This window comes from Catenovulum agarivorans DS-2, assembly GCF_000568405.1.
GTDB lineage: Bacteria > Pseudomonadota > Gammaproteobacteria > Enterobacterales > Alteromonadaceae > Catenovulum > Catenovulum agarivorans_A.
Genome location: NZ_ARZY01000026.1, coordinates 21,045 through 43,251, shown reverse-complemented (window position 1 = coordinate 43,251; position 22,207 = coordinate 21,045). Strand labels below are relative to the sequence as shown.

18 protein-coding genes are annotated in these 22,207 nt (G+C 39.4%); 10 read left to right on the top strand and 8 right to left on the bottom strand.

All coding sequences use genetic code 11. From position 1 onward, the window contains the following. Positions 1-3: 3 nt before the first annotated feature. From yidD to rpmH, 3 genes are read right to left on the bottom strand one after another with little or no spacing between them, the layout of a single operon-like run. Positions 4-267 carry a membrane protein insertion efficiency factor YidD gene (gene yidD, locus DS2_RS20315; RefSeq protein ID WP_081754271.1) on the bottom strand — a complete coding sequence of 88 codons (264 nt, stop codon included), beginning with the start codon at positions 265-267 and terminating at the stop codon, positions 4-6. Continuing rightward, positions 234-593, bottom strand: a complete 360-nt coding sequence (gene rnpA / locus DS2_RS13405; RefSeq protein ID WP_035015333.1) for a ribonuclease P protein component — start codon at positions 591-593, stop codon at positions 234-236. Before rnpA ends, yidD begins: the two co-directional genes overlap by 34 nt. Before the next feature lie 6 nt (positions 594-599). Then, entirely contained in the window at positions 600-734 is a 135-nt protein-coding gene (gene rpmH, locus DS2_RS13400; RefSeq protein WP_035015362.1) for a 50S ribosomal protein L34, read from the bottom strand. Between the two features lie 348 nt (positions 735-1,082). On the opposite strand from rpmH, the gene dnaA reads away from it, so the two are divergent. From dnaA to DS2_RS13370, 6 genes are all read left to right on the top strand, one after another. After that, positions 1,083-2,498 carry a chromosomal replication initiator protein DnaA gene (gene dnaA, locus DS2_RS13395; RefSeq protein ID WP_035015332.1) on the top strand — a complete coding sequence of 472 codons (1,416 nt, stop codon included), beginning with the start codon at positions 1,083-1,085 and terminating at the stop codon, positions 2,496-2,498. A gap of 18 nt (positions 2,499-2,516) precedes the next feature. Beyond that, complete coding sequence (dnaN, locus tag DS2_RS13390) at positions 2,517-3,620, top strand: DNA polymerase III subunit beta (RefSeq protein ID WP_035015331.1); 1,104 nt, start codon at positions 2,517-2,519, stop codon at positions 3,618-3,620. Between the two features lie 16 nt (positions 3,621-3,636). After that, a complete protein-coding gene (recF, locus tag DS2_RS13385; protein WP_035015330.1) occupies positions 3,637-4,746 on the top strand; it encodes a DNA replication/repair protein RecF in 1,110 nt (369 codons plus the stop codon). Positions 4,747-4,758: 12 nt separating this feature from the next. Next, positions 4,759-7,170, top strand: coding sequence for a DNA topoisomerase (ATP-hydrolyzing) subunit B (gene gyrB / locus DS2_RS13380; RefSeq protein WP_035015329.1), 2,412 nt, complete (start codon positions 4,759-4,761; stop codon positions 7,168-7,170). A 189-nt stretch (positions 7,171-7,359) separates the two neighbouring features. Then, on the top strand, positions 7,360-8,769 hold the full coding sequence (gene hemN / locus DS2_RS13375; protein WP_051479873.1) for an oxygen-independent coproporphyrinogen III oxidase: 1,410 nt from the start codon (positions 7,360-7,362) through the stop codon (positions 8,767-8,769). A gap of 89 nt (positions 8,770-8,858) precedes the next feature. After that, the gene (locus DS2_RS13370; protein WP_035015328.1) at positions 8,859-10,406 is read left to right on the top strand and encodes a methyl-accepting chemotaxis protein; all 1,548 of its coding nucleotides are present in this window, start codon (positions 8,859-8,861) and stop codon (positions 10,404-10,406) included. A 3-nt stretch (positions 10,407-10,409) separates the two neighbouring features. On the opposite strand, the gene recQ is transcribed toward DS2_RS13370, so the two are convergent. From recQ to DS2_RS13350, 4 genes are all read right to left on the bottom strand, one after another. Next, entirely contained in the window at positions 10,410-12,215 is a 1,806-nt protein-coding gene (recQ, locus tag DS2_RS13365) for a DNA helicase RecQ (RefSeq protein ID WP_035015327.1), read from the bottom strand. A gap of 72 nt (positions 12,216-12,287) precedes the next feature. Next, positions 12,288-12,836: a glutathione peroxidase gene (locus DS2_RS13360; protein WP_035015326.1), complete on the bottom strand. Its 549-nt coding sequence runs from the start codon at positions 12,834-12,836 to the stop codon at positions 12,288-12,290. Between the two features lie 45 nt (positions 12,837-12,881). Then, complete coding sequence (locus DS2_RS13355) at positions 12,882-13,328, bottom strand: helix-turn-helix domain-containing protein (protein WP_035015325.1); 447 nt, start codon at positions 13,326-13,328, stop codon at positions 12,882-12,884. A gap of 12 nt (positions 13,329-13,340) precedes the next feature. Continuing rightward, complete coding sequence (locus DS2_RS13350) at positions 13,341-16,040, bottom strand: ATP-binding protein (protein ID WP_160168570.1); 2,700 nt, start codon at positions 16,038-16,040, stop codon at positions 13,341-13,343. Between the two features lie 157 nt (positions 16,041-16,197). On the opposite strand from DS2_RS13350, the gene ubiD reads away from it, so the two are divergent. From ubiD to fre, 3 genes are read left to right on the top strand one after another with little or no spacing between them, the layout of a single operon-like run. Further along, a complete protein-coding gene (gene ubiD, locus DS2_RS13345) occupies positions 16,198-17,664 on the top strand; it encodes a 4-hydroxy-3-polyprenylbenzoate decarboxylase (protein ID WP_035015323.1) in 1,467 nt (488 codons plus the stop codon). 7 nt (positions 17,665-17,671) lie between these two features. Then, positions 17,672-17,962, top strand: a complete 291-nt coding sequence (locus tag DS2_RS13340) for a 2Fe-2S iron-sulfur cluster-binding protein (RefSeq protein WP_035015322.1) — start codon at positions 17,672-17,674, stop codon at positions 17,960-17,962. Further along, positions 17,962-18,660: an NAD(P)H-flavin reductase gene (fre, locus tag DS2_RS13335; protein ID WP_035015321.1), complete on the top strand. Its 699-nt coding sequence runs from the start codon at positions 17,962-17,964 to the stop codon at positions 18,658-18,660. The genes DS2_RS13340 and fre overlap by 1 nt, the downstream gene beginning before the upstream one ends. A gap of 637 nt (positions 18,661-19,297) precedes the next feature. Here fre and DS2_RS13325 read toward each other — a convergent pair. Then, entirely contained in the window at positions 19,298-20,011 is a 714-nt protein-coding gene (locus tag DS2_RS13325) for a PIG-L deacetylase family protein (protein WP_160168569.1), read from the bottom strand. A 155-nt stretch (positions 20,012-20,166) separates the two neighbouring features. Here DS2_RS13325 and DS2_RS13320 point away from each other — a divergent pair, with 155 nt between their 5' ends. Beyond that, positions 20,167-22,095, top strand: coding sequence for a PAS domain S-box protein (locus DS2_RS13320; protein WP_035015318.1), 1,929 nt, complete (start codon positions 20,167-20,169; stop codon positions 22,093-22,095). Positions 22,096-22,207 lie beyond the last annotated feature (112 nt).

Sequence of the window (22,207 nt, the reverse complement as noted above, 5' to 3'; positions counted from 1 at the left end):
ACTCTATTTCTCTTTGTTTTTTGATTTAGGGACAGGATCATACCCGCCAGACGAAAACGGATGACATTTTATAACGCGTTTGACCGTTAACCAACCACCAATACGCACTCCATGACGATTAATTGCTAAAATTGCATAATTTGAACAGGTTGGATGAAAACGACACCTTGGTCCAAGTAGCGGACTTAAGGTTAATTGATATAACCTAACTAGGCTATAACAAAATTTTCGAGCTAGTTTTTGAACTGACGTTGGATTTTTTTCCATGTGTAGTTTAGCTCGTGACGTAATTGTTCGTTGGTCGCGTTTGCAATACCTTGTTTGCCGATAAAGACAAGATCGACATTATTCAAACTGTGTTGATTTAGCCTAAAGTATTCTCTAACGACTCGTTTTACCTTATTGCGCTCGGTTGCAAACTTTGCTTTCTTTTTTGAAATAGTAAAACCAATACGTGCGCCAGCAAGTGAATTTTTTGCAGCAAGAATAGTGTAATAACGACAAGAGAATTTTTTCGGGCGGGCGTCGAAAACGCTTTGGAAGTCGGCGGGAGTGAGGAGTCTCGACTCCCGCTTAAACGGAAAAGTTTTCACGTAATATTACGCGCTTAAAACTTTACGTCCTTTAGCACGGCGACGAGCTAAAACTTGACGACCGTTTTTTGTAGCCATACGAGCACGGAAACCGTGACTACGCTTACGCTTTAAATTGCTAGGTTGAAATGTACGTTTCATTGCAATAATTCCGATTAATCTAAAAATTGTGCCTGCCGGCACGGCCTTATAAGGGGCGCGAACTATAGCAAAATTAATCCTCCCATACAAGTATTATGCAGATGATCTTTAGTGTTTTTGGATAACTTTGTTTTATCGGCCATTTTATCCACATTTTTGGTCAAATTGGCAAAAGAGTTATTGAAAATAGCTTCGAATAGAACAAAAAAGAATTAAAAAACATTGTACATAAAATCAATTGGTTATGAAAAATATCGGGTGGTTTTTACCTTTTGTTATTTGTCAATATTGAACTTGTGGATAAAATTTGATGAGATCCACCGTCCAATAAATAAGTGGAGAAGTTCCTTGAGCGAATCGCTATGGCAGGCGTGTTTAGATAATTTACAGCGCGAACTGCCCTCACAACAATATAATATGTGGGTTCGTCCATTACAGGTCCAAGCTTTAAACCAAGATTTGATATTATATGCACCAAATAAATTTGTATTAGATTGGGTGCGTGATAAGTATGTTGACCGTATCACTGAATTGCTAAAGGAATTGGCAGGGGATAACTCTCCGAATTTAAAAATGGAAGTCGGGTCAAAACCGGTCGCACCAATTGCAAATCCAAAACTTGAGTTAGGCAACAAACCTGCGGTTAATCAACATGCGTCAGCACCACAGCAAAATCACGGTGGTCATGCGTTTAATTCACAGGTAGCAAACCCTGCGCAAATTGGCCAAACACCACCGAGCTTGCGTTCTAACTTAAGAGAAAACTACACCTTTGATAATTTCGTTGAAGGTAAATCTAACCAATTAGCACGTGCCGCGGCTACTCAAGTTGCAGATAACCCTGGTACAGCATTTAACCCACTATTTTTATACGGTAGTACGGGTTTAGGTAAAACTCACTTAATGCATGCAGTTGGTAATGAAATTCGTCAGCGTAATCCGGATGCAAAAATCGTTTATATGCATTCAGAGCGTTTCGTGCAAGACATGGTTAAAGCTATTCAAACCAATTCAATTGAAGACTGGAAACGCCATTACCGTTCAGTTGATGCATTGCTGATAGACGACATTCAATTTTTTGCTGGTAAAGAACGTTCACAAGAAGAGTTTTTCCATACCTTTAATGCTTTGTTAGAAGGTAACCACCAAGTTATCTTAACCAGTGATAGATACCCGAAAGAAATCGATGGCGTTGAAGAAAGACTTAAATCTCGTTTCGGCTGGGGTTTAACTATTATCATAGAGCCACCTGAGTTAGAAACACGCGTAGCAATTTTGATGAAAAAAGCGCAAGAGTCTAATTTTGACCTTCCGCATGAAGTGGCATTTTTTATCGCCAAGCGATTGCGTTCTAATGTTCGAGACTTAGAAGGTGCGTTGAACCGAGTAATTGCCAATGCTAATTTTACCGGTAAAGCTGTCACAATAGACTTCGCTAAAGATGCGTTGCGCGATATGCTCGCATTACAAGAAAAACTCGTTACAATAGATAACATACAAAAAACTGTCGCTGAATATTATAAAATTAAGCTGGCAGATATGTCGTCTAAGAGTCGTAGTCGCAGTGTAGCTCGACCACGGCAAATTGCCATGGCACTATCAAAGGAATTAACAAACCATAGTTTGCCTGAAATTGGAGCGGCTTTTGGTGGACGTGATCATACAACTGTATTACACGCTTGCAGAAAAGTCGTTGAGCTAAGAGAAAAGAATCATGATATAAAAGAAGACTTTTCTAACTTAGTTCGTACACTTTCTTCGTAAAGATTGGATAATAAAAATATGAAATTTTCAGTTAGTCGAGAAGATATACTTAAGCCGTTGCAACTTGCAACAGGTACTGTCGAACGCCGCCATACATTACCTATATTATCGAATGTGTTATTGGATATTAATGATGGGGTGCTTTCAATAACGGGAACAGACTTAGAGGTTGAATTAGTTGCTTCTGTTGAGCTGGTTCAAGCTTCAGACGATGGTCAAATCACAGTTCCAGCAAAAAAGTTATTTGATATCTGTAAAGGGTTAAGTGATTCGGCATTGATCGAGTTTTCGCTAACTGATAACAAGTTACAAATTAAATCAGGTAGAAGTAAGTATTCACTTTCTACTTTACCCGCAAAAGACTTTCCAAATCTTGAAGAGTGGGCCAGTGAAATTAATTTTGCAGTAAAACAAAAAGATCTAAAAACTATGATAGATCGCACTGCATTCTCAATGGCAAATCAAGATGTGCGCTATTACTTAAATGGCATGTCGTTGGAAACTTCTGGCAATCAAATCCGTTGCGTGACGACTGACGGACATAGACTAGCTTTGATGCGTTTAGATTTAGAAAGCGAGTCGTTAGACGAAAGCCAAGTTATTATCCCACGTAAAGGTGTAACTGAAATAAGCCGTTTAATTGAAGAATCTGATGATAATGTTTATATCTCTATAGGCAGCAACCATATTCGTTTAAGTAGTGCGTCTTTCACTTTTACCAGTAAATTAGTTGATGGTCGTTTCCCTGATTATCGTCGAGTGTTACCTAAGGGTGGTGACAAAGAAATTATTGCCGACAAAGGTTATATTAAACAAGCTTTTGCTCGAGCTGCTATTTTATCCAACGAAAAATTTCGCGGCGTACGCTTAAACCTAGCCAGTGGTGAATTAACCATAACAGCAACTAATCCAGAGCAAGAAGTTGCCGAAGAGGTTGTTGAAATAAACTACCAAGGTGGTGAATTAGAAATAGGTTTTAATGTTGCTTACATTATCGACGTATTAAATGTTTTGGAGTCTGAAGAAGTTAAGATTACTTTAGGTGATGCCAATAGCAGTGCATTAATTGAAGACAATCAAGATGACTCTGCAATATATGTTGTTATGCCAATGAGGTTATAGTTTAACCCTCAGCAATATGCATATATCCAAATTGGCGATTCATTCCGTGCGCAATATTTCAAACATTGAAATATCACCGCATGCTCATTGTAATATTATTGTTGGTGAAAACGGCAGTGGTAAGTCATCTTTATTGGAAGCTATCCACTTACTTGGTTTTGGACGTTCTTTTCGCAAATCTAAAACACCTGAATTGATTCAGTTTGGCCAAGATAAGCTAACGGTTTTTGCCGACTGTATTGCTAATGTGCAAGTGGAACATTTACAAAAGCTCAAATTTGGCTTGAGCAAAAGTCAAAGTGGCGACAGTGATGTGCGAATTCAAGGAAAAAAAGCTGCACGTTTAAGTGAGTTATCGAGTCAATTCCCCATTGTTGCGTTCACTTGCGATAGTTTCGATTTGGTCGATGGTAGTCCAAGTGTCCGACGAAAATTTTTGGACTGGTTGGTGTTTCACGTGAAACATCAAGAAAATGTAGCGTCAATTTATCGAGACTACGCAAGAGTTTTAGAACAACGTAATTCCGCATTGCGTCGAGGACTGGTAGAACAGATACGTTCGTGGAACAATAGTTTTGTACAACTCAATCTACAAATTCAACAACTCAGGAGCGAAGCGGTAGAGTGGTTAAATCAAGCCGTGAAAAATTACGTAGACTTGGTCAATCAAAATAGACAAAGCCAAGCTCAAATTAGTTTGGAATACAAAGTAGGTTGGAACCAGCAAGTTGACTTGGCAGAGTTGTTAGAAAAAAACTTTCAAAATGACTTAAAGCGCAAAACCACTTCGGTTGGTGTACACCGAGATGAGCTGATTCTAAAATTTGCAGCAGATCCCATTAAGAATATATTGTCACGAGGGGAGTGCAAACGTTATGTTTTGTCTTTGATGTTTGCGGCAGAAGATGTCATAAAAAATCATACAGACAAAAACTGTATTTGGATTGTAGATGATATTGCCGCCGAGCTAGATTTAAATTCTATCCGCGCGGCTTTTAGCACTAACAAGAATAATCAAAATCAAATGTTTTTTACTTGCATTGAAAAAGACTTACAACTAATTCAGCAAGTAATAGATTATGAACATGCTGTGTTTCACGTGAAACATGGCAAACTAATAAATTAATAAGGTCAGAAAATGTCAGAATATGATTCATCGTCGATAAAAGTCTTAAAAGGACTAGACGCGGTAAGAAAAAGACCCGGCATGTATATTGGTGATACCGATGATGGTACCGGCCTGCACCATATGGTATTTGAAGTTGTCGATAACAGTATCGATGAAGCATTAGCCGGACACTGTAAAGATATTATAGTAACCATTCATTCAGATGGTTCTGTTTCTGTTCGCGATGATGGTCGCGGCATACCAACTGCAATTCACCCTGAAGAGGGTGTATCTGCTGCACAAGTTATTATGACTGTATTGCATGCGGGCGGTAAATTCGACGATAACTCATATAAAGTGTCGGGCGGTCTTCATGGTGTAGGTGTTTCTGTAGTAAATGCATTATCTGACCACTTACAACTAACCATTCGTCGTGAAGGAAAAGTTCACCAACAAAAATATCAATTAGGCGACCCAGTGAAACCATTGGAAGTTATTGGTGAAACCGACTCCACGGGTACTGAAATTCGTTTCTGGCCTTCTGATACTATTTTTACCGATACCTTATTTCACTACGACATTCTTGCAAAAAGATTGCGAGAGTTAAGCTTTTTGAATTCTGGTGTTTCGATCAAACTAAAAGATGAACGTGACGGTAAAAATGATCACTTCATGTACGAAGGTGGTATTCATGCATTTGTTGAATACTTGAATCGTAATAAAACACCTATTCACGGTCATGTTTTCCATTTCGTCAGTGAACGAGACGATGGTATTACTGTTGAAGTAGCCGCGCAGTGGAATGATGGCTTCCAAGAAAATATTTATTGTTTTACTAACAATATACCCCAGCGTGATGGTGGTACTCACTTAGCTGGTTTCCGTGCTGCATTAACACGTACGCTAAATAGCTTTATGGAAAAAGAAGGTATGTCGAAAAAAGCAAAAGTTTCGACGACAGGTGATGATGCTCGTGAAGGTTTAACTGCCGTTGTATCCGTTAAAGTACCAGATCCAAAATTCTCTTCTCAGACTAAAGACAAGTTAGTTTCGTCAGAAGTGAAAAGTGCAGTAGAGCAAACCATGGCAGAAAAGCTTAATGACTTCTTATTGGAAAACCCAACAGAAGTTAAATCTATTGTTACTAAAATAATGGATGCAGCACGCGCGCGCGAAGCCGCACGAAAAGCACGCGAAATGACCCGACGTAAAGGTGTATTAGACATCGCCGGTTTACCAGGTAAATTAGCTGATTGCCAAGAAAAAGACCCAGCGTTGTCTGAACTGTATATAGTGGAGGGTGACTCTGCGGGCGGTTCAGCGAAACAAGGTCGCAACCGTAAAAACCAAGCGATCTTGCCACTTAAAGGTAAAATCCTGAATGTTGAAAAAGCGCGTTTTGACAAAATGCTTAGTTCTGCTGAAGTCGGTACTTTAATTACTGCTTTGGGTTGTGGCATAGGTCGAGACGAATATAACCCAGATAAACTCAGATATCATTCGATTATCTTAATGACGGATGCTGATGTTGATGGTTCGCACATTCGTACTTTATTGCTTACTTTCTTCTACCGCCAAATGCCAGAAATTATTGAACGTGGCCATGTATTTATTGCGCAACCACCATTGTTTAAGGTGAAAAAAGGTAAACAAGAGCAATATATTAAAGATGAAGCTGCGTTTGAAGCTTATTTAACTAACCTTGCATTGGATGGTGCAGCTTTACATGTTAATGAAGATGCACCAGCGATTAATGGCACAGCACTAGAGCAAATCGTAAAAGATTACCAACGCTGTGAGCATATTATCGAAAGACTATCTCGAACAGTAAATCCAGCCTTGGTTAATGAATTAAAATATGCAGAGTCGTTAACTGAAGAGCAACTTAAAGACAAAGCATTTATTGAACAATGGGCTGCAACTTTATCCAAGCAACTCGAAAGCAAAAAAGATGGCAGTTCAATATTTGAATACCAAGTTGAATTTGACCAGGAAGTTCAACTATATGTACCAGTATTTAACGTAAGAACTCACGGTGTTGATTACGTATACAAACTAGATGCAGAGTTTGTTGCGTCGGCTGACTATCAAAACATCTCTAAAACGGGCAATACAATTGCTGGACTAGTTGAAGAAGGCGCGTATATAAAACGTGGTGAACGTATCTTGCCAATTGATTCGTTTGAACAAGGTCTTGCATGGCTGATGAAAGAATCTAAAAAAGGTTTGTACATTCAGCGTTACAAAGGTCTAGGTGAGATGAATGCTGACCAACTTTGGGAAACGACAATGGATCCAAATAGCCGTCGTATGCTCAAAGTAACTATTGAAGATGCAATTGGTGCAGATCAATTGTTTTCTACTTTGATGGGCGACCAAGTTGAACCTCGCCGTGATTTTATCGAGCGCAATGCACTAAATGTAGCTAACTTAGACGTATAGTTTACCTTATCTATATTGTAGTTGCTAAAAGCCCATCCTATCAGGTTGGGCTTTTTTGTATGTGCTTACTTACTTTTCTATAAGGTTCTACCTAGTGTTGTTAGTCTAGACAAATTTGATCTAGATCACCTCTAATCAACAGTGAATAGATAAACTATCCAAGTACAATACTAGTTAGATGGTGACAATGTGGAAAACTTAAGCGCTTGGCAAAAAAAAATATCAGCACAGCAAAAACAAACAATAATGTCATTGGTTGAACGATTTAACCGACCCTGTCCAAGATATACCTCGTACCCAACCGCAAAACAATTTGTCGCAATAGAGCAGGGCGATGAAATCATTGATGAGCCTGAGTTATATTCACAGGTTGATCGCAAAGTTAACTGTCTTAGCTTGTACTTTCATATCCCTTTCTGCCAACAACTATGTTACTACTGTGGTTGCCATAAATTCATTACGCAAAATAAAGATAAAGCAGAAACTTACTTAAATTATCTAATTCAGGAAGTTGAATTAAGAGCAAAAAATTGCCCGGAACATGTAAAGGTTACGGATATTCACCTAGGAGGAGGAACTCCTACCTTTTTGACCGATGCACAACTAGAGCGCCTATTTGACGCCATCAAGGCTAATTTTAGCATCGCCGATGGTTGTGAGTGGGCAATTGAAATAGACCCGCGTACAGTTGATTCAGCGCGTATAAAAAACATAATAAATATTGGTTTTAATCGGTTCAGTTTAGGTATCCAAGACTTTAATGATAAAACCCAAATAGCCATCAATCGACAGCAGTCATACCAATCAATTGAGTCAATTGTATTGGCTATACGTCAATGCCAAACGCTTGAAACTGACTTCAGTGTTAATTTCGATTTAATTTATGGGTTGCCGCTACAGAATCAGCAAAGTTTTATGCAAACGTTAGAAAATGTGGTTAGTTTGAATCCAGATCGAATAGCAATGTTTAACTATGCACATATGCCAAAAATGTTTCCTGCTCAAGCAAAAATAAAACAAGCAGATTTACCTAATGCACAATTAAAGGTTGCGATCTTAATTGATGCGATAAATTATTTAGAACAAAATGGCTATCGCCAAGTTGGCTTAGATCACTTTGTAAAGGTAGAAGATAATTTGTATCAAGCATTACAAAATGAAACGCTAACACGAAATTTCCAAGGTTATGCAGACTGTGAAACACAAGTTATGCTAGGTTTTGGTGTCTCGGCAATATCTGACTTTTCAACTGCTATGTTGCAAAATGAAAAGCAATTGAAAGCTTATTACCAGTCGATAGACAAACAACAAATGCCATTTAAAAAAGTCATTTTTAGAACTCAACAAGACAAACAACGCGAAGGTTTAATACATCATCTATTATGTCATCTTGAAATACCAGTAAACAAACTTGACTATCTCACGTTTACCTCTGAGTGGTTGGCGCTAAAACAGTTGGAAACTTTAGGTTTATTGACTATAAATAAACAACAGATAAAAGTAACCATGGTCGGGCAAATTTTCATCCGTAATATCGCGCAGATATTTGACAGTTATAATAAATTGAGTCATGTTACAGGCTTCTCAAATGCGATATAAGTAAGCCTGATTTAGTGTTAATTTTGCTTAAACTAGGCCGTGGATACTTGTGTCGATAAATGCCCTAGACTCACACAAGACTGGATTTAATGATGAAAAGAAATCAGCACACGGTAGACAAAGAAGTTGTCGTGCAAGCAAATGAAGAGCTAGTTTCTACTACAGATCTAAGAGGGGTTATTACCTACGCAAACGATGCGTTTATTCGTGTTAGTGGTTTTTCAAAAGAAGAGCTAATTGGTAAAAACCATAATTTAGTTCGCCATCCTGATATGCCCAAACAAGCTTTCGCTGATATGTGGCAAAAACTTAAAGCTGGCCGATCGTGGCGAGGCATTGTAAAAAACCGCTGCAAAGACGGTGAATTTTATTGGGTGGATGCATTTGTTACGCCCATTGTCGAAGGTGATAGCGTTATTGGTTATCAATCTGTTAGAACGCGCCCTCAACCACAGCACCTGCAAAAGGCACAAGCTGTATATCAACAGTTGCAACGCGGGAGCACCAACCGCTTTGAACTAAGCTTTAACCATAAACTGATTTTAGCACTGACTGTTAGTATTACATTTCTTATTTTATTAGCCAGTATGGCTTCAATTACAGCTGCAGTGATGGCTGCTGCCATGTTGATGTTATTGTTTGGTATTTTCTATCAAGAGTTATTGAGTTTGCCGCAAAAATTGACCAAGCTAAAACAGCAGCGCGACGACATCACCCGCGATATTCTGTATGGCAATACTGATTCAGCTTTTATTGATCACGTCATAGACTTTGAACGTGCGCGTAATCATACCGTTATTGGCCGTTTTAATGACCTAACAGATACTTTGGAGCATGTGGTTCAAGATTTAAAGCAACTGATTAAACAGGCGAATAACAATAGCCAGGAGCAAAACTTTCAATTGAGCCAAGTGGCGGCAGCTATGAATGAAATGTCTGCAAGCGCGCAAGAAATTGCTAATAGCACTCGCGGCACCTCAAATAAAGTTAATGAGATTCAAGCAGACTGCGAAAATGCAGATGTGATACTTCTTGACAATGCCAAGGAGATGCAACAACTTTCTGACATGGTGCATGACGCAGCTGAATCTGCCGATGTGTTAAAAGAGCAAGCTGAAAAAGTACAACAAGTCATGGATGAAATTAGTAGTATTGCAGAACAAACTAATTTATTGGCATTAAATGCTGCTATTGAATCAGCTCGTGCAGGTGAACATGGTCGTGGTTTTGCGGTGGTCGCCGACGAGGTTCGTGCTCTGTCGAGTCGAACCCAGCAATCAGCTAGCACAATCCAACAGAGTATTGTTTCCATGCATCAAACTATCGAAACTTGGTTGCAAACCATGCACGAGAGTGAGCAGCAAGCGATGCGCTGTAATGACAAAGCTGCTAAAGCGGCTGATTTAGTTGATCACATCACTAAGATGATTGAAGATATTTCTGCTCTGTCGACACAAATTGCCACTGCTGCAACACAGCAGGGAACTGCGTGTGAAGAAATTAATGCGAATATTCAAGCGGTCGATGGTTTATCAAATGAAAGTTTGCAATTAGTCGATAAACTAGACTTTGACGCGCAGCAATTATCACAAACGACGGACTATATTCACACTATGGCAACCACATTTAAGCAATAGTGGTTAATCAAATCGGCTGAGGTAGTTGTTCACCTCAGCCAAAAATGCATGGCCATATTTTTCTAATTTTCGCTTTCCAACCCCACTTACAAGCAGCATTTGTTGTTCTGATTGAGGCTGAACAATACACATGTCTACTAAGGTTGCGTCGTTAAATATAATATATGGTGGAACATCTTGCTCGTCAGCGAGCTGTTTTCTAAGTTGGCGCAAGCGTTCAAATAAGCGTTTGTCGTGTTTTGGTTTAATTTTATCTTTCTGACCTTTAGCTATTTCTTGGCTCTGATTAATACGCGGTTGAGCTAACTCAAGTGGCATATCCCCTCTAAGGTAAGGACGAGCCAGCTCAGTTAATTTTAAATGTGCGTTGTCGGTTATATCTATTCGCAGTAATCCTAGGTGGACTAACTGTCTCGCTATACTGATCCAATATTCGTGACTCTTGCTTTTGCCAATCCCATATACAGATAAAGCATTGTGCCCAAGTTCGCGTACTCTTTGAGTATTGGCGCCTCGCAAAACTTCAATAACATAATTAAAGCCAGCATTTTGACCTATGCGATATATGGTTGACATCACTTTTTGTGCGTCGACTAAACCATCATATTTTTTCGGTGGATCGATACAGATATCGCAATTGCCACAACCTTGATTGCGTCCTTCGCCAAAATAGTTTAATAGCACCATACGACGACAGGTTTCACTGTGAGCTAATGACAACATAGAGTCAAATTTATGATTTTCTATTTGCGCGCGCTCAAGGTTTTGGTTTTGTTCTATTAACCAACGTACTCGGTCGGCATCGGCATATTCATAGAGTAAGATGGCTTCGCTATCTAAACCGTCTCGTCCAGCTCGACCGGTTTCTTGATAAAAGTTTTCTATCGATCTTGGAATATCATAATGAACAACAAATCTAACATCTGGTTTGTTGATCCCCATACCAAATGCAACGGTTGCGACCATAATTTGCACGTCGTCTTTCAGCCAGGCGGTTTGGGCTGTTTCTCTTTGCTCTAAGCTTAAACCTGCATGGTAAGCGGCAGCGGCAAAATTATGTCGCTGCAAATAATCTGTTACTTCTTCCACGCGCTTGCGAGATGTGCAGTAAATAATGCCTGCTTGGTTATTTTTGCTTTTAACTATAGCTTCAACTTGGTTGAGAGGCCTAAATTTTTCTTGCTGAATGTATCTAATGTTTGGTCGGTCAAAACTACCAACATAGTGGTGTGGATTAACTAACTTTAACAGTTGAATAATATCTTGTTGGGTCGCGCTGTCGGCTGTAGCGGTTAAAGCAATAAATGGACTACGTGGAAAATATTGTTTGAGCAAACCGAGTTGCGCATAGTCTGGTCGAAAGTCATGACCCCATTGTGAAATGCAGTGTGCTTCATCAATTGCGACTAAATTTGGAGGAAACTGTGCAAGCCTATCCAAAAATGCTGGTTGCATTAGCTTCTCTGGTGCAACATACAATATCTTAATTTGGTGATGATTTACTTGCGATAAAATGTCATCTTGCTGCTGATAGTCTAACGTTGAATTTAAAAAGGCTGCGGCGACACCTTGTGCTTCAAGTTGGGCTACTTGGTCTTGCATTAAAGCGATTAGCGGAGAAACGACAATTGCATAGCCTGCTAAGCTAATGGCGGGGATTTGATAACATAGCGATTTTCCGCTACCTGTTGGCATTATGGTTAAACAGTCTTGTCCCTTCATAACAGCTTCTATAACTTGCTGTTGGCCTGGACGAAACTCGCTATAACCAAAAACGGTATTTAGGGTGTTTAATGCTGGGCTAGACACGGAGGCTCCTTTGTTAGCGAGCCGTTATTTTACTCGGTCTAAGGTGTGAAACAAGCTAAGCTGACAATAAAATTACTGTAGTAGTTGTTTTATTTTTGCTTCAAGTTTACTGTCTAAAGGTTCAGTTCTTGATGAATACACATCAACAAATTGGCCGTTTTTGTCGATCAAGTATTTATAAAAGTTCCACTTGGGGGAAGTGTCAGCAGCTTCAATCAACTTTTTATAAAATGGATTAGCATCACTACCACGAACTTCAGACGTTTCTAACATAGTGAAGGTTACCCCATAATTTAAGTAACATACTTCAGCTGTTTTTTCTGCATCATCATGTTCTTGGAAAAAGTTGTCTGATGGAAAGCCAACAATTTCTAAACCTTGGTTTTGGTACTTTTTGTATAGGGTTTCAAGCTGTTTAAATTGAGGTGTAAAACCGCATTTACTCGCAGTATTTACAACCAACAGCGTTTTACCTGAAAACTTGTCGCAGAAATCTATTTTTTCTTTGCTGCGGAGTTTTTGCGCTGAGTATTGGAGTAGGTCAGGGCAACTGGTTTCGGCTAGCGCCACTGGACTTAACATTAAAGAAAAACTTGTTAGCAGTGATAAAAGTGTTTTCATTCTTTTCGTTTCCGTTTGTTTTACCTGTTAAATTAGACCTGTTGATTAAATAAAATATTGCACTGGCACATCAAAATAGTTGGCAAAAGCTTGCATGTGTCTTAGCGTTAACTGTCGTTTTCCATTAACCAACTCAGAAATTATGCTTTGTGGAACGATGTGAGCCAAATCTTTTTGCCGCGTATTGTGCCTTTTCATCAGTAAGGCGAGTTTTTCATTCGCTGAGTTTTGCGAATGGCACTGTTGATATAACTCAATTTGGTTTATGAGCTTATCAAGCAATAACGCTAGCAGGCTATTTTGTTCACAGTCAATGTCACTTAATTGCTCTAACAAAGTTAAAGCTAAATTGAGTTGCTTATCGTTTGTTATGCTGTGTGTGCACGTTTGGATCACTTCAACTAACAGTGCAGCGTGTTGCTGGCTGAGTCCCGAACACACAGTGTTTGCAAACAAACTATTGAGCCTGCTGTCCTCAAACTGTGTTGTCATAGAATTGGGTCCCTATATTTTGGTTGATAACACATGTAATAGCGTTGTGTGCAATACGTTTAATTCAAAAGGTTTAGGTATATGGGCTAAAATACCTGCATCGAAGCAAGCTTGTTTATCTTCAACCGATACATTCGCGCTTAATGCGACAATTGGCACATCTATACCATTTTCGTGTTGTAGAATCTGTTTACTTGCTTGTATACCATCTAGTTCTGGCATTTGAATATCCATCAGAATCAAGTCAAAAGTGCAGTCTTGCACAGCTTGGACTGCCTGTAAGCCATTTTCCACAAGCGTTAGCTCGGCTCCTAAAGATTCCATATGAAATGCGATAATTTGCTGATTAATTTCATTGTCTTCGGCAATTAGCACCATAGCGCCATTTAATAGCTGTTTTAATTGTTTCTCTTCAGGCACATCTACCTGAGATACGTTATTTTGTTGAAGGGCGGATTTCATGGTTATTTCAAACCAAAATTGGGTGCCTATCCCCAACTGACTGCGGCAGCGCAGTTGCCCCTGCATAAGCTCTACCAGCGTTTTACTGATGGCTAAACCTAAACCTGAACCGCCATATTTTCGAGTAATGCTCGAATCGGCTTGGGTAAAGGAATTAAATATTGTGTTTACTCTATGTTCATCAATGCCAATCCCTGTATCTATGACTTCGAATAAAATAGAGTTTAGTTCGCTATTTTTATTATCTCGTCGGTTGCTAATGCGCACAGTTACACCACCCGTTTCAGTGAACTTTAACGCATTGCTGCACAGGTTAAATAGTATTTGTTGTAAGCGATGTTCATCACCGAGCAGCCAGTCATTACCATTGCCATTATAATCAACTTTAAAGGTTAGATTTTTAAGCTCTGCTTGGCTTTCAAATAGGTCTTTTACTTTTGCGGTTAATTTACGAATTGAGAAGGGTGACTTTTCCAGCTCAATGTTGCCAGTCTCAATTTTTGAAACATCTAGTATGTCACTAATTAGAGATAACAAAGACTTGGATGCTTGTTGCATTTTTCGCAAGAAATCCGCTTGCTCATCAGACAGCTTAGTTTTTTTTAGCATGTCACTCAAGCCTAAAATTGCATTGAGTGGAGTTCTAAGTTCGTGGCTCATGTTCGCGAGAAAATAAGTTTTTTGAATTGTCGCTTGTTCCGCTTTAATTTTTTCTCTATTTAACTCGCGAGTTTTAAGTTTTACCTGACGCTCAACAAAGGTATAGCTACTGGTTAGCCATAAAATAAAAGTTTGCAGCAAGATGGTTAGAATAACGCCGACCGTTAAAATCATCCAGCTGCCCCAATCTTTTTTGGCAATAAACTCTGAGCTGCTTGCACCAATTCGCAAGTGCCATACTTGATCTAATAAATGAATTTTTTCTAGTTGGACAAGATCAACATTTTTGTCTGCGAGCTGCTGGTACAACACAACACCAGATTGTGTTGTTAAGTCGACTTTGTAGTTTAAGCTTGCTTGTTGTTGGATATATTTCTCTAACACATTAGAAATGAGCTTGCTCGAAGGAATTAATAATACGCTATGTCCGCTCACTTGAGTATTTTTAATAATCGGCGTGAAAATAATAAATGTTGGTTCACTATATTGTGCGTGATGAAAAATGATAGGGGCGGTGATTGTACTCGCTTGCAATTTTTCAGCCCTAATTAACGCATGAGAGCGCAGCTGTTCGGAACCCATATCTAACCCCAACATGTTTTGTGTTGTGCTGGAAGTTGGATAAATGTAAGTTATTGGGTAAATATGTGGCAGCACAGAGTAGTCAATCGTGTGGATGTTAAAACTGGCTTGGTGCTGCCGAACATTGTCTAAGAAAGTTTGTTTGTTTGCTCGGCTCGTTTTTGGTATCCAAGCGACAGCTAGAATTGCATCTTCTTCTAATATTATTTGCTGGGAGAATTGTTCGAATTCAGTTGGTGTAACATCCGATTGACTGGAGAACAAACCAGAGTATGCTCGTGCATATGCCTGATATCTAGCTATTTCATTTGCCAGTGCTGTTGCAACTTGGTTAGACTCTTTTATTAACTCTTGCTCTGGAATTTGGCTTTGTTCGGCACGATTAAACGCAAACACGATAACAACCAAAGCAAACACCATAATAGAAGGCGTTATAACTTGGAATAATTTTTTGTGTAATTTTAATTTATGTCGATTAAATATCACCAATGCAATTGGGCCAATAAATAGCGCACCTAAAGCATCACCGACCCACCAAGTGAACCAAGTAAAAGGCATATCAGCAATATTGATATAGGAAAAACCGACTAAACTCAACGAACCTATAGTTGCTGAAATTAAACAGCTGATTGGACCTGCTTTTAACAAAAATAGTCGAATATAATTGAGGGAAACCAACCATTCACCAGTGCGAATTTGCTTAGACAGTAGCTTATAGCCAAATGCAGCTTGCAGCATTGCACCTATACCCAGCAGTGACGCAAACACTATGTTTGCAGGGGTAATCGATTCAACAACGGTTAAGTTTGCTAGGGCTGAACCCAGCATTACGCCTGGCAATATACCTCGGCCCCAAGCTAAAACAATTGCTAATGCAATGCCAGCTGCGGGCCACATCGCACTAGCAAAACCAGGGGGAATAGCCAACAGCAACCCAAGCTTGGCAGCCAAAAAGTACAAAACACAAGTGATGATATTTAGCAGTGTTAGCCGTTTGGTTTTTTGCATAAAGTTTGGCTGATGCTGATCCATTTTTTCATTATTTATCTAAGCTTAAAGCTTAAGTCAAAATAGCCAAGGTTGCACTGAAATTAGTGCATTTGTTTTAAACAAAACTTGTTACAATGCGTAGATAAATTAGGGCGAATAGTAAATTAGGCGTGAAATGCAATATAAAGACTTGCGTGATTTTATCGCACAGTTAGAAAAGAAAGGTTTATTAAAGCGAATTCATTACCCTGTATCAACTCATTTAGAGATGACTGAAATTAGTGACCGGGTATTAAGAGCCGGCGGACCAGCGTTATTATTTGAAAACCCAGTTGGTTTCGATATGCCTGTGCTCGCTAATTTATTTGGTACCCCCGAGCGTGTAGCATTAGGCATGGGTCAAGAATCGGTTGATGCATTACGCGAAGTTGGTAAATTATTGGCTATGTTAAAAGAGCCGGAACCGCCAAAAGGGTTCAAAGACGCATTATCCAAGTTACCTGTTTATAAACAGGTATTAAATATGTCGACTAAAATTATTAAAAAGCCGGCTTGCCAACAGGTCGTTTTAACGGGTGATGATGTTGATTTAACCAAGTTGCCTATTCAGCATTGTTGGCCAGGTGATGTTGCACCTTTGATTACTTGGGGACTGACCGTAACTAAAGGTCCAAATAAAAAGCGACAAAATTTAGGTATTTATCGGCAGCAACTATTAGGTAAAAACAAGGTCATTATGCGCTGGCTTTCTCACCGCGGTGGTGCCTTAGACTTTTTAGAGTGGCAGCGAGAACACCCTAACGAGCCTTTTCCTGTATCTGTTGCTTTAGGCGCGGATCCTGCAACAATTTTAGGTGCTGTCACGCCCGTACCTGATACGCTTTCTGAATACGCATTCGCTGGATTATTGCGAGGGAATAACAGTGAAGTTGCCGAGTGTTTATCGAATGATTTGCAAGTACCTGCCAGTGCTGAGATTGTGTTAGAAGGGTATCTGCAGCCAGGTGAAATGGCTGAGGAAGGCCCATATGGTGATCACACTGGTTATTACAACGAAACGGATATGTTTCCAGTATTTACTGTAACGCATATTACGATGCGCAAACAGCCTATTTATCATAGTACCTATACAGGTCGGCCGCCGGATGAGCCAGCTGTATTAGGAGTTGCACTTAACGAAGTCTTTGTGCCTATTTTACAAAAACAATTTCCTGAAATTGTCGATTTTTATCTACCGCCTGAAGGGTGTTCGTATCGGCTTGCTGTTGTGACGATTAATAAGCAATATCCTGGTCATGCTAAGCGAGTTATGTTGGGTATTTGGTCGTTTTTGCGTCAATTTATGTACACCAAATTTGTCATTGTGTGTGATCATGATGTCAACGCTAGAGACTGGCAAGATGTTATTTGGGCCATCACCACTCGGATGGATCCAAGCCGTGATACCACATTAATCGATAATACACCGATTGATTATCTAGATTTTGCTTCACCTGTATCGGGTTTAGGTTCAAAAATGGGCCTAGATGCCACCAACAAGTGGCCTGGCGAGACTGACCGAGAGTGGGGTACGCAAATCGAAATGGATCAAGCCGTTAAAGATAAAGTTGATGAAATTTGGTCTGAACTTGGGCTAGATTGAGCAGACCATGCAAACCTATACAGTTAAGCTATTGCCGCATAATATAGAGTTTGATGTTGAACCGCTTGAGACCATTGTTGAAGCGGCGCTGCGCAATAATATTGATTTCCCTTTTCAATGTATGCAGGGGACGTGCAGTAGCTGTCATTGTAAGTTACTGTCAGGGAAGGTAAGCTATGGTGATTTACCGTTAATATTTACAGATGAAGAGCAAGCTATGGGGTTGGTATATGCCTGTATTGCATACCCTATCTCAAATGTTGAACTGTCTCTTGATCAAAGTTTGGATTGTTCATAATGTTACATCAATGCGAAGTTATTGAAATCTCACCACTTACAGAGTTTGTATACCAAGTTAAGTTAAAACCAAAACAGCCATTTGAATTTATTGCTGGCCAATATATCGAATTGCTATTATCAGAAAGCGATAAACGACCTTTCTCCATTGCAAATGCTCCATCTAAAGATGGCTTTATTGAGCTGCAAATTGGCGCAGCCGTTCAAGATGACTACACGTCAGCGGCTATGGCGCATTTGCAAAACAATTCAACTGTGACTATAGCAGGCCCTTCAGGTAATGCAGGATTGCGCCCGTATTCACAACAGCCGGTTATATTGATGGCAGGTGGTACAGGGTTTAGTTATACCCGCTCAATTGCGTTAGCGTTGTTGCAACAAAAACCAACTGCACCTGTTTATTTATATTGGGGACTACGTAACCAAGCGGCGGCATATGAACTGGATTTTTGGTATGCGCAAGAATCTGCAAATTTTAAGTTTATTCCTGTTATTGAAAACCCTGATGAAAATTGGAGTGGCCGTAGCGGAAATGTGATTGACGCTGTTTTGGCTGACTTTCCTTCGTTGCAAGATTATCAAGTATACAGTGCAGGCCGATTTGAAATGGTTGGTAAAGCGCGCAAAGCTTTTATTGAGAAAGGCTTAAGCAAAGACAATGTTTTTGCCGATGCCTTTGCCTTTATGGATTTAGATTAATTTATTTAGTCCGGTTGTTGAAAAAACAATCAAAAGGGTTCATGCTTATATAAGTTCCTAACCTAGGAGGCTATAAGCATGTTACCCCGCATTATTTATGAGCCACTGCCTTTTGCATTATTTGCGTTTTCACTTTGCTGCTTTATTTTCCAATTAGAAAACTTTTATTTTTGGTCTGCTTTGCTAATGCTGTTATCTAGCTGGATGCTGGTCAAACGCTCCAATTATCGGCGCAAAGATAAGCAAGTCAATAAATCATATAAATTACCAAATGGGTTGTACGAATTTTTGCCCTATGCGTACATTTTTATTGGGTGTTTGGTTTACATAAGCAGAATTGACGCCTTGGCTTTTTTTGGACTATTCGCAATTATTTGTGGCATGGGCATATTCATTCTGCGTGAAGCGAATCGACACGCCTTTTTGTTCAATCATTATTAAGTAACCTGAACTCGGGATAACAAATTGCTTTCTAGTGGCTATTTTTCCTTATAACATCATTGAATTCGCTAGTAATAGCGAGCTATTACGTACGCAAATTCGCCTTGTCCTAAGAAAAAATATCACACTAGAGCTGGAATAATTCTATTGTTTAATAAAACCAATGCATTAGCTAACTTGTTATCCCGAGTTCAGGTTAACTAGGATGATTAATACCTAAGTAGATAAATTCTTCATATGGAGTTTGTAAAACGAACTTTTGCCATATCAGCTGCAGCTTGGCTGGAAATTGACTAGGGTAACAGCCAAACGCGTCAATTCTCTGTTGGTGGTGTTGGCTAACGTCGACAACTTTGTTGATTGCTTGGATTGGCGTTGCTGATCGAATTGGTTGTGGGTAGTTGGCTTGCTTGGCTATTTGTTTAGCAATATGTGCTCGTTTATCTGACACCACTACTTGCCAAAAACTTGTGATTGAGCCTGAATGCTGTTGCCAAAAAGCAGCTGCAACTTGGGCTATAAAATCATGGTCTTTATGTCCAGTTATCCCTCCAGGAGCAAAACTGATAAATAAACTCGGTTTTAATCGGTCAAATAGCTTGGCTAAATGCGCATTTATTTTATCTGGATACTGTTCTAAATTTTTATCGTCTAGCCTTAGAAAGTATGGCTGTGCAGCTAATTTATCTGCAGCACACCGGCTCTCGGCTTCACGTGCGTGGGCAAGCTCTGTACCTTGGCGTCTATTTTTTGTCCTGTCTTTACCAGCTCCTCCTGAGGTGGCATATACAATATGCACCTGTTGGTGCAGTGCTAATTTAGCTATGCTCCCACTTAACCATGTTTCGTCATCTGGATGCGCCAACAACACTATCACATTGCTTTGAGCATAAAGCGCGTGTGGCGCCATTAGCCAGCCCATCAAGCATATTAGAAGCAACTTTTGCAAGGTGTGTCACCATATTGAAATTAATCAATAAAATTAGTATAGGCGAAAAAATGACAGGTTTAGACATTCAGCTATACTGAAACACAGCTAGTGAAAGTAAGGAACTGGAAAGCAATATGTCCAAAAGCAAGCCAATCAATGGGAAGATTAGTCAGCATCATATAACTTTAATGAATCAACAGCAGAACATAGCTTGGTATACTAAATACCTTGATTCAGGCGTAATTGATTGGTCTGAACATATGTTTCAATTATATAAAGTGGATAAACCACTTAGTTTTGCCGCCGAATTAAAATATATTCACCCACAAGATCAGAGCAAATTTGTTCAAGCATATAAACAGGCAATTAATCACAAAGTTGGTTTTACCTTAGCTTACCGCATCTTGCTAGCGGATACTGTTGTTAGCGTTGAGCATAAAGCTGAGTATGTCAGTCATCCTCAAGGTGATGAACTACACGGGGTCGTCACCTTCAACTTGCTGGGCCATACGCAAGCCTATTCACAGCAGAGCTTAATCACAGGCATTATTGAAAATATTATAGAGCCCATTATTGCCATTAGTAAAACTGGAGCTATTCAATTTATTAATAAAGCAGCTGAGAAATGTTTTGGTTATTCAAAAGAGCAAATTATCGGTAAGAATGTGGCGATCTTTATGCCGGATGAAATTGCTCACCATCACAACAGCTTTATTCAAAGATACTTAGAAACTGGCGACACCTACGTCATTAATGCCGAACGAGAGTTAACTGCAGTGCGCAAAAGTGGCGAGACATTTGAAATGCGCCTTTCCGTATCGGTTTTGCCTAATGTGCAAGATTTAACAGACAATGAAATTGCTTTTGTTGGTTTAGTGCAAGATTTAACCGCAGTTAAAATTGCAGAATCTCTGGCGCATAAAAATACCCGCTTAGATGCTTTAACCCATTTAGCTGGCGGCATAGCCCATGATGTCAACAACATCTTAAATGTGATTTCTGGCCATTTAGAGATTTTACAAATTAAACACAGCCAAGATGAATCTGTGGTTAAAAGAACCCAGTCGGCATTGAAAGGTGTCGAACGAGGTCGACAATTAACCAACAGGTTGTCGCGCATGTCTCGAATAGATAAAAGTGATGCAGAGCCAGTTAATTTGAGTCTCTTAATTGAATCACATGTCGATTTGCTAAAAGATATCGCTGATGGGCGAGTGGAGTTTGAATTTGACCTGCAAAATGATTTAAGGTGGGTCAATATAGATCCACATCACTTATTGGATACTATGATCAATTTGTGTGTAAATGCCAAGGATGCAATGCAAACGCAAGAAAACGGCAAGATATCCATTAAGGTTGAAAACACACTACTGAATACAGACGATGTATTTGCTACGGAATTGGCTCCGGGTGAGTATGTGCATTTGTCTATTTCTGATACTGGTATTGGGATGGATCAAACCACCCAGCAACAAATATTTGAACCTTTTTATACCACTAAAGGTAAAAAAGGTAGTGGATTAGGCTTAAGCTTAGCTTATAATTTTGTGAAAAGTTGTAAAGGGCATATTAACGTTGAATCAAAAATAGGACAGGGCAGCTGTTTTAATCTCTATTTCCCTGTTATAGATTACACCCTTGAACAACCACTTAAACCAAAACAACAATCCAAGGCGGTCAATATGGACTTTGAGCAATCTTTTCGTGGCAAACGTGTATTGGTGGTAGACGACGAAAAGCCTATCTTATTATTATTATCCGAGTTTCTAAAAATTTATGGTTTGGAAGTTGAAACGGCTGACTCAGGCGAGCAGGGTTTACAACTTGCTCAAGATAATGATTTTGACATCATCTTGAGTGATTTAGTTATGCCTGGTCAGTTAGATGGTGCTCAATTCGCAGGTGAAGTGCTTAAACAAAAGCCTCAATCAACCATAATCTTTATGAGTGGCTATACAGATAACCGATTAGCAGATAAACAAGAGTTGGCAAATATCCCTATTATTAACAAGCCTTTTAGAAAAAAAGAGTTATTGAATCAAATGCAACAAATGTTGCACTGATGAGTGCGTGTAATTCTTGATTGTGATCTATACTCAAATTTCACTTAAGTAAATTTTAAAGTGTGAGCTTTTACTTAAGTTCTGAATTAGCAAAATGGTCTAGCGATAAATA

Excerpts from the sequence above, each read along its gene's own strand:
- yidD (WP_081754271.1), bottom strand. The coding sequence starts at position 267 with ATGGAAAAAAATCCAACGTCAGTTCAAAAACTAGCTCGAAAATTTTGT.
- rpmH (WP_035015362.1), bottom strand. The coding sequence starts at position 734 with ATGAAACGTACATTTCAACCTAGCAATTTAAAGCGTAAGCGTAGTCAC.
- dnaN (WP_035015331.1), top strand. The coding sequence starts at position 2,517 with ATGAAATTTTCAGTTAGTCGAGAAGATATACTTAAGCCGTTGCAACTT.
- recF (WP_035015330.1), top strand. The coding sequence starts at position 3,637 with ATGCATATATCCAAATTGGCGATTCATTCCGTGCGCAATATTTCAAAC.
- gyrB (WP_035015329.1), top strand. The coding sequence starts at position 4,759 with ATGTCAGAATATGATTCATCGTCGATAAAAGTCTTAAAAGGACTAGAC.
- DS2_RS13370 (WP_035015328.1), top strand. The coding sequence starts at position 8,859 with ATGATGAAAAGAAATCAGCACACGGTAGACAAAGAAGTTGTCGTGCAA.
- DS2_RS13360 (WP_035015326.1), bottom strand. The coding sequence starts at position 12,836 with ATGAAAACACTTTTATCACTGCTAACAAGTTTTTCTTTAATGTTAAGT.
- DS2_RS13355 (WP_035015325.1), bottom strand. The coding sequence starts at position 13,328 with ATGACAACACAGTTTGAGGACAGCAGGCTCAATAGTTTGTTTGCAAAC.
- DS2_RS13350 (WP_160168570.1), bottom strand. The coding sequence starts at position 16,040 with ATGCAAAAAACCAAACGGCTAACACTGCTAAATATCATCACTTGTGTT.
- ubiD (WP_035015323.1), top strand. The coding sequence starts at position 16,198 with ATGCAATATAAAGACTTGCGTGATTTTATCGCACAGTTAGAAAAGAAA.
- DS2_RS13340 (WP_035015322.1), top strand. The coding sequence starts at position 17,672 with ATGCAAACCTATACAGTTAAGCTATTGCCGCATAATATAGAGTTTGAT.
- fre (WP_035015321.1), top strand. The coding sequence starts at position 17,962 with ATGTTACATCAATGCGAAGTTATTGAAATCTCACCACTTACAGAGTTT.
- DS2_RS13325 (WP_160168569.1), bottom strand. The coding sequence starts at position 20,011 with ATGGCGCCACACGCGCTTTATGCTCAAAGCAATGTGATAGTGTTGTTG.
- DS2_RS13320 (WP_035015318.1), top strand. The coding sequence starts at position 20,167 with ATGTCCAAAAGCAAGCCAATCAATGGGAAGATTAGTCAGCATCATATA.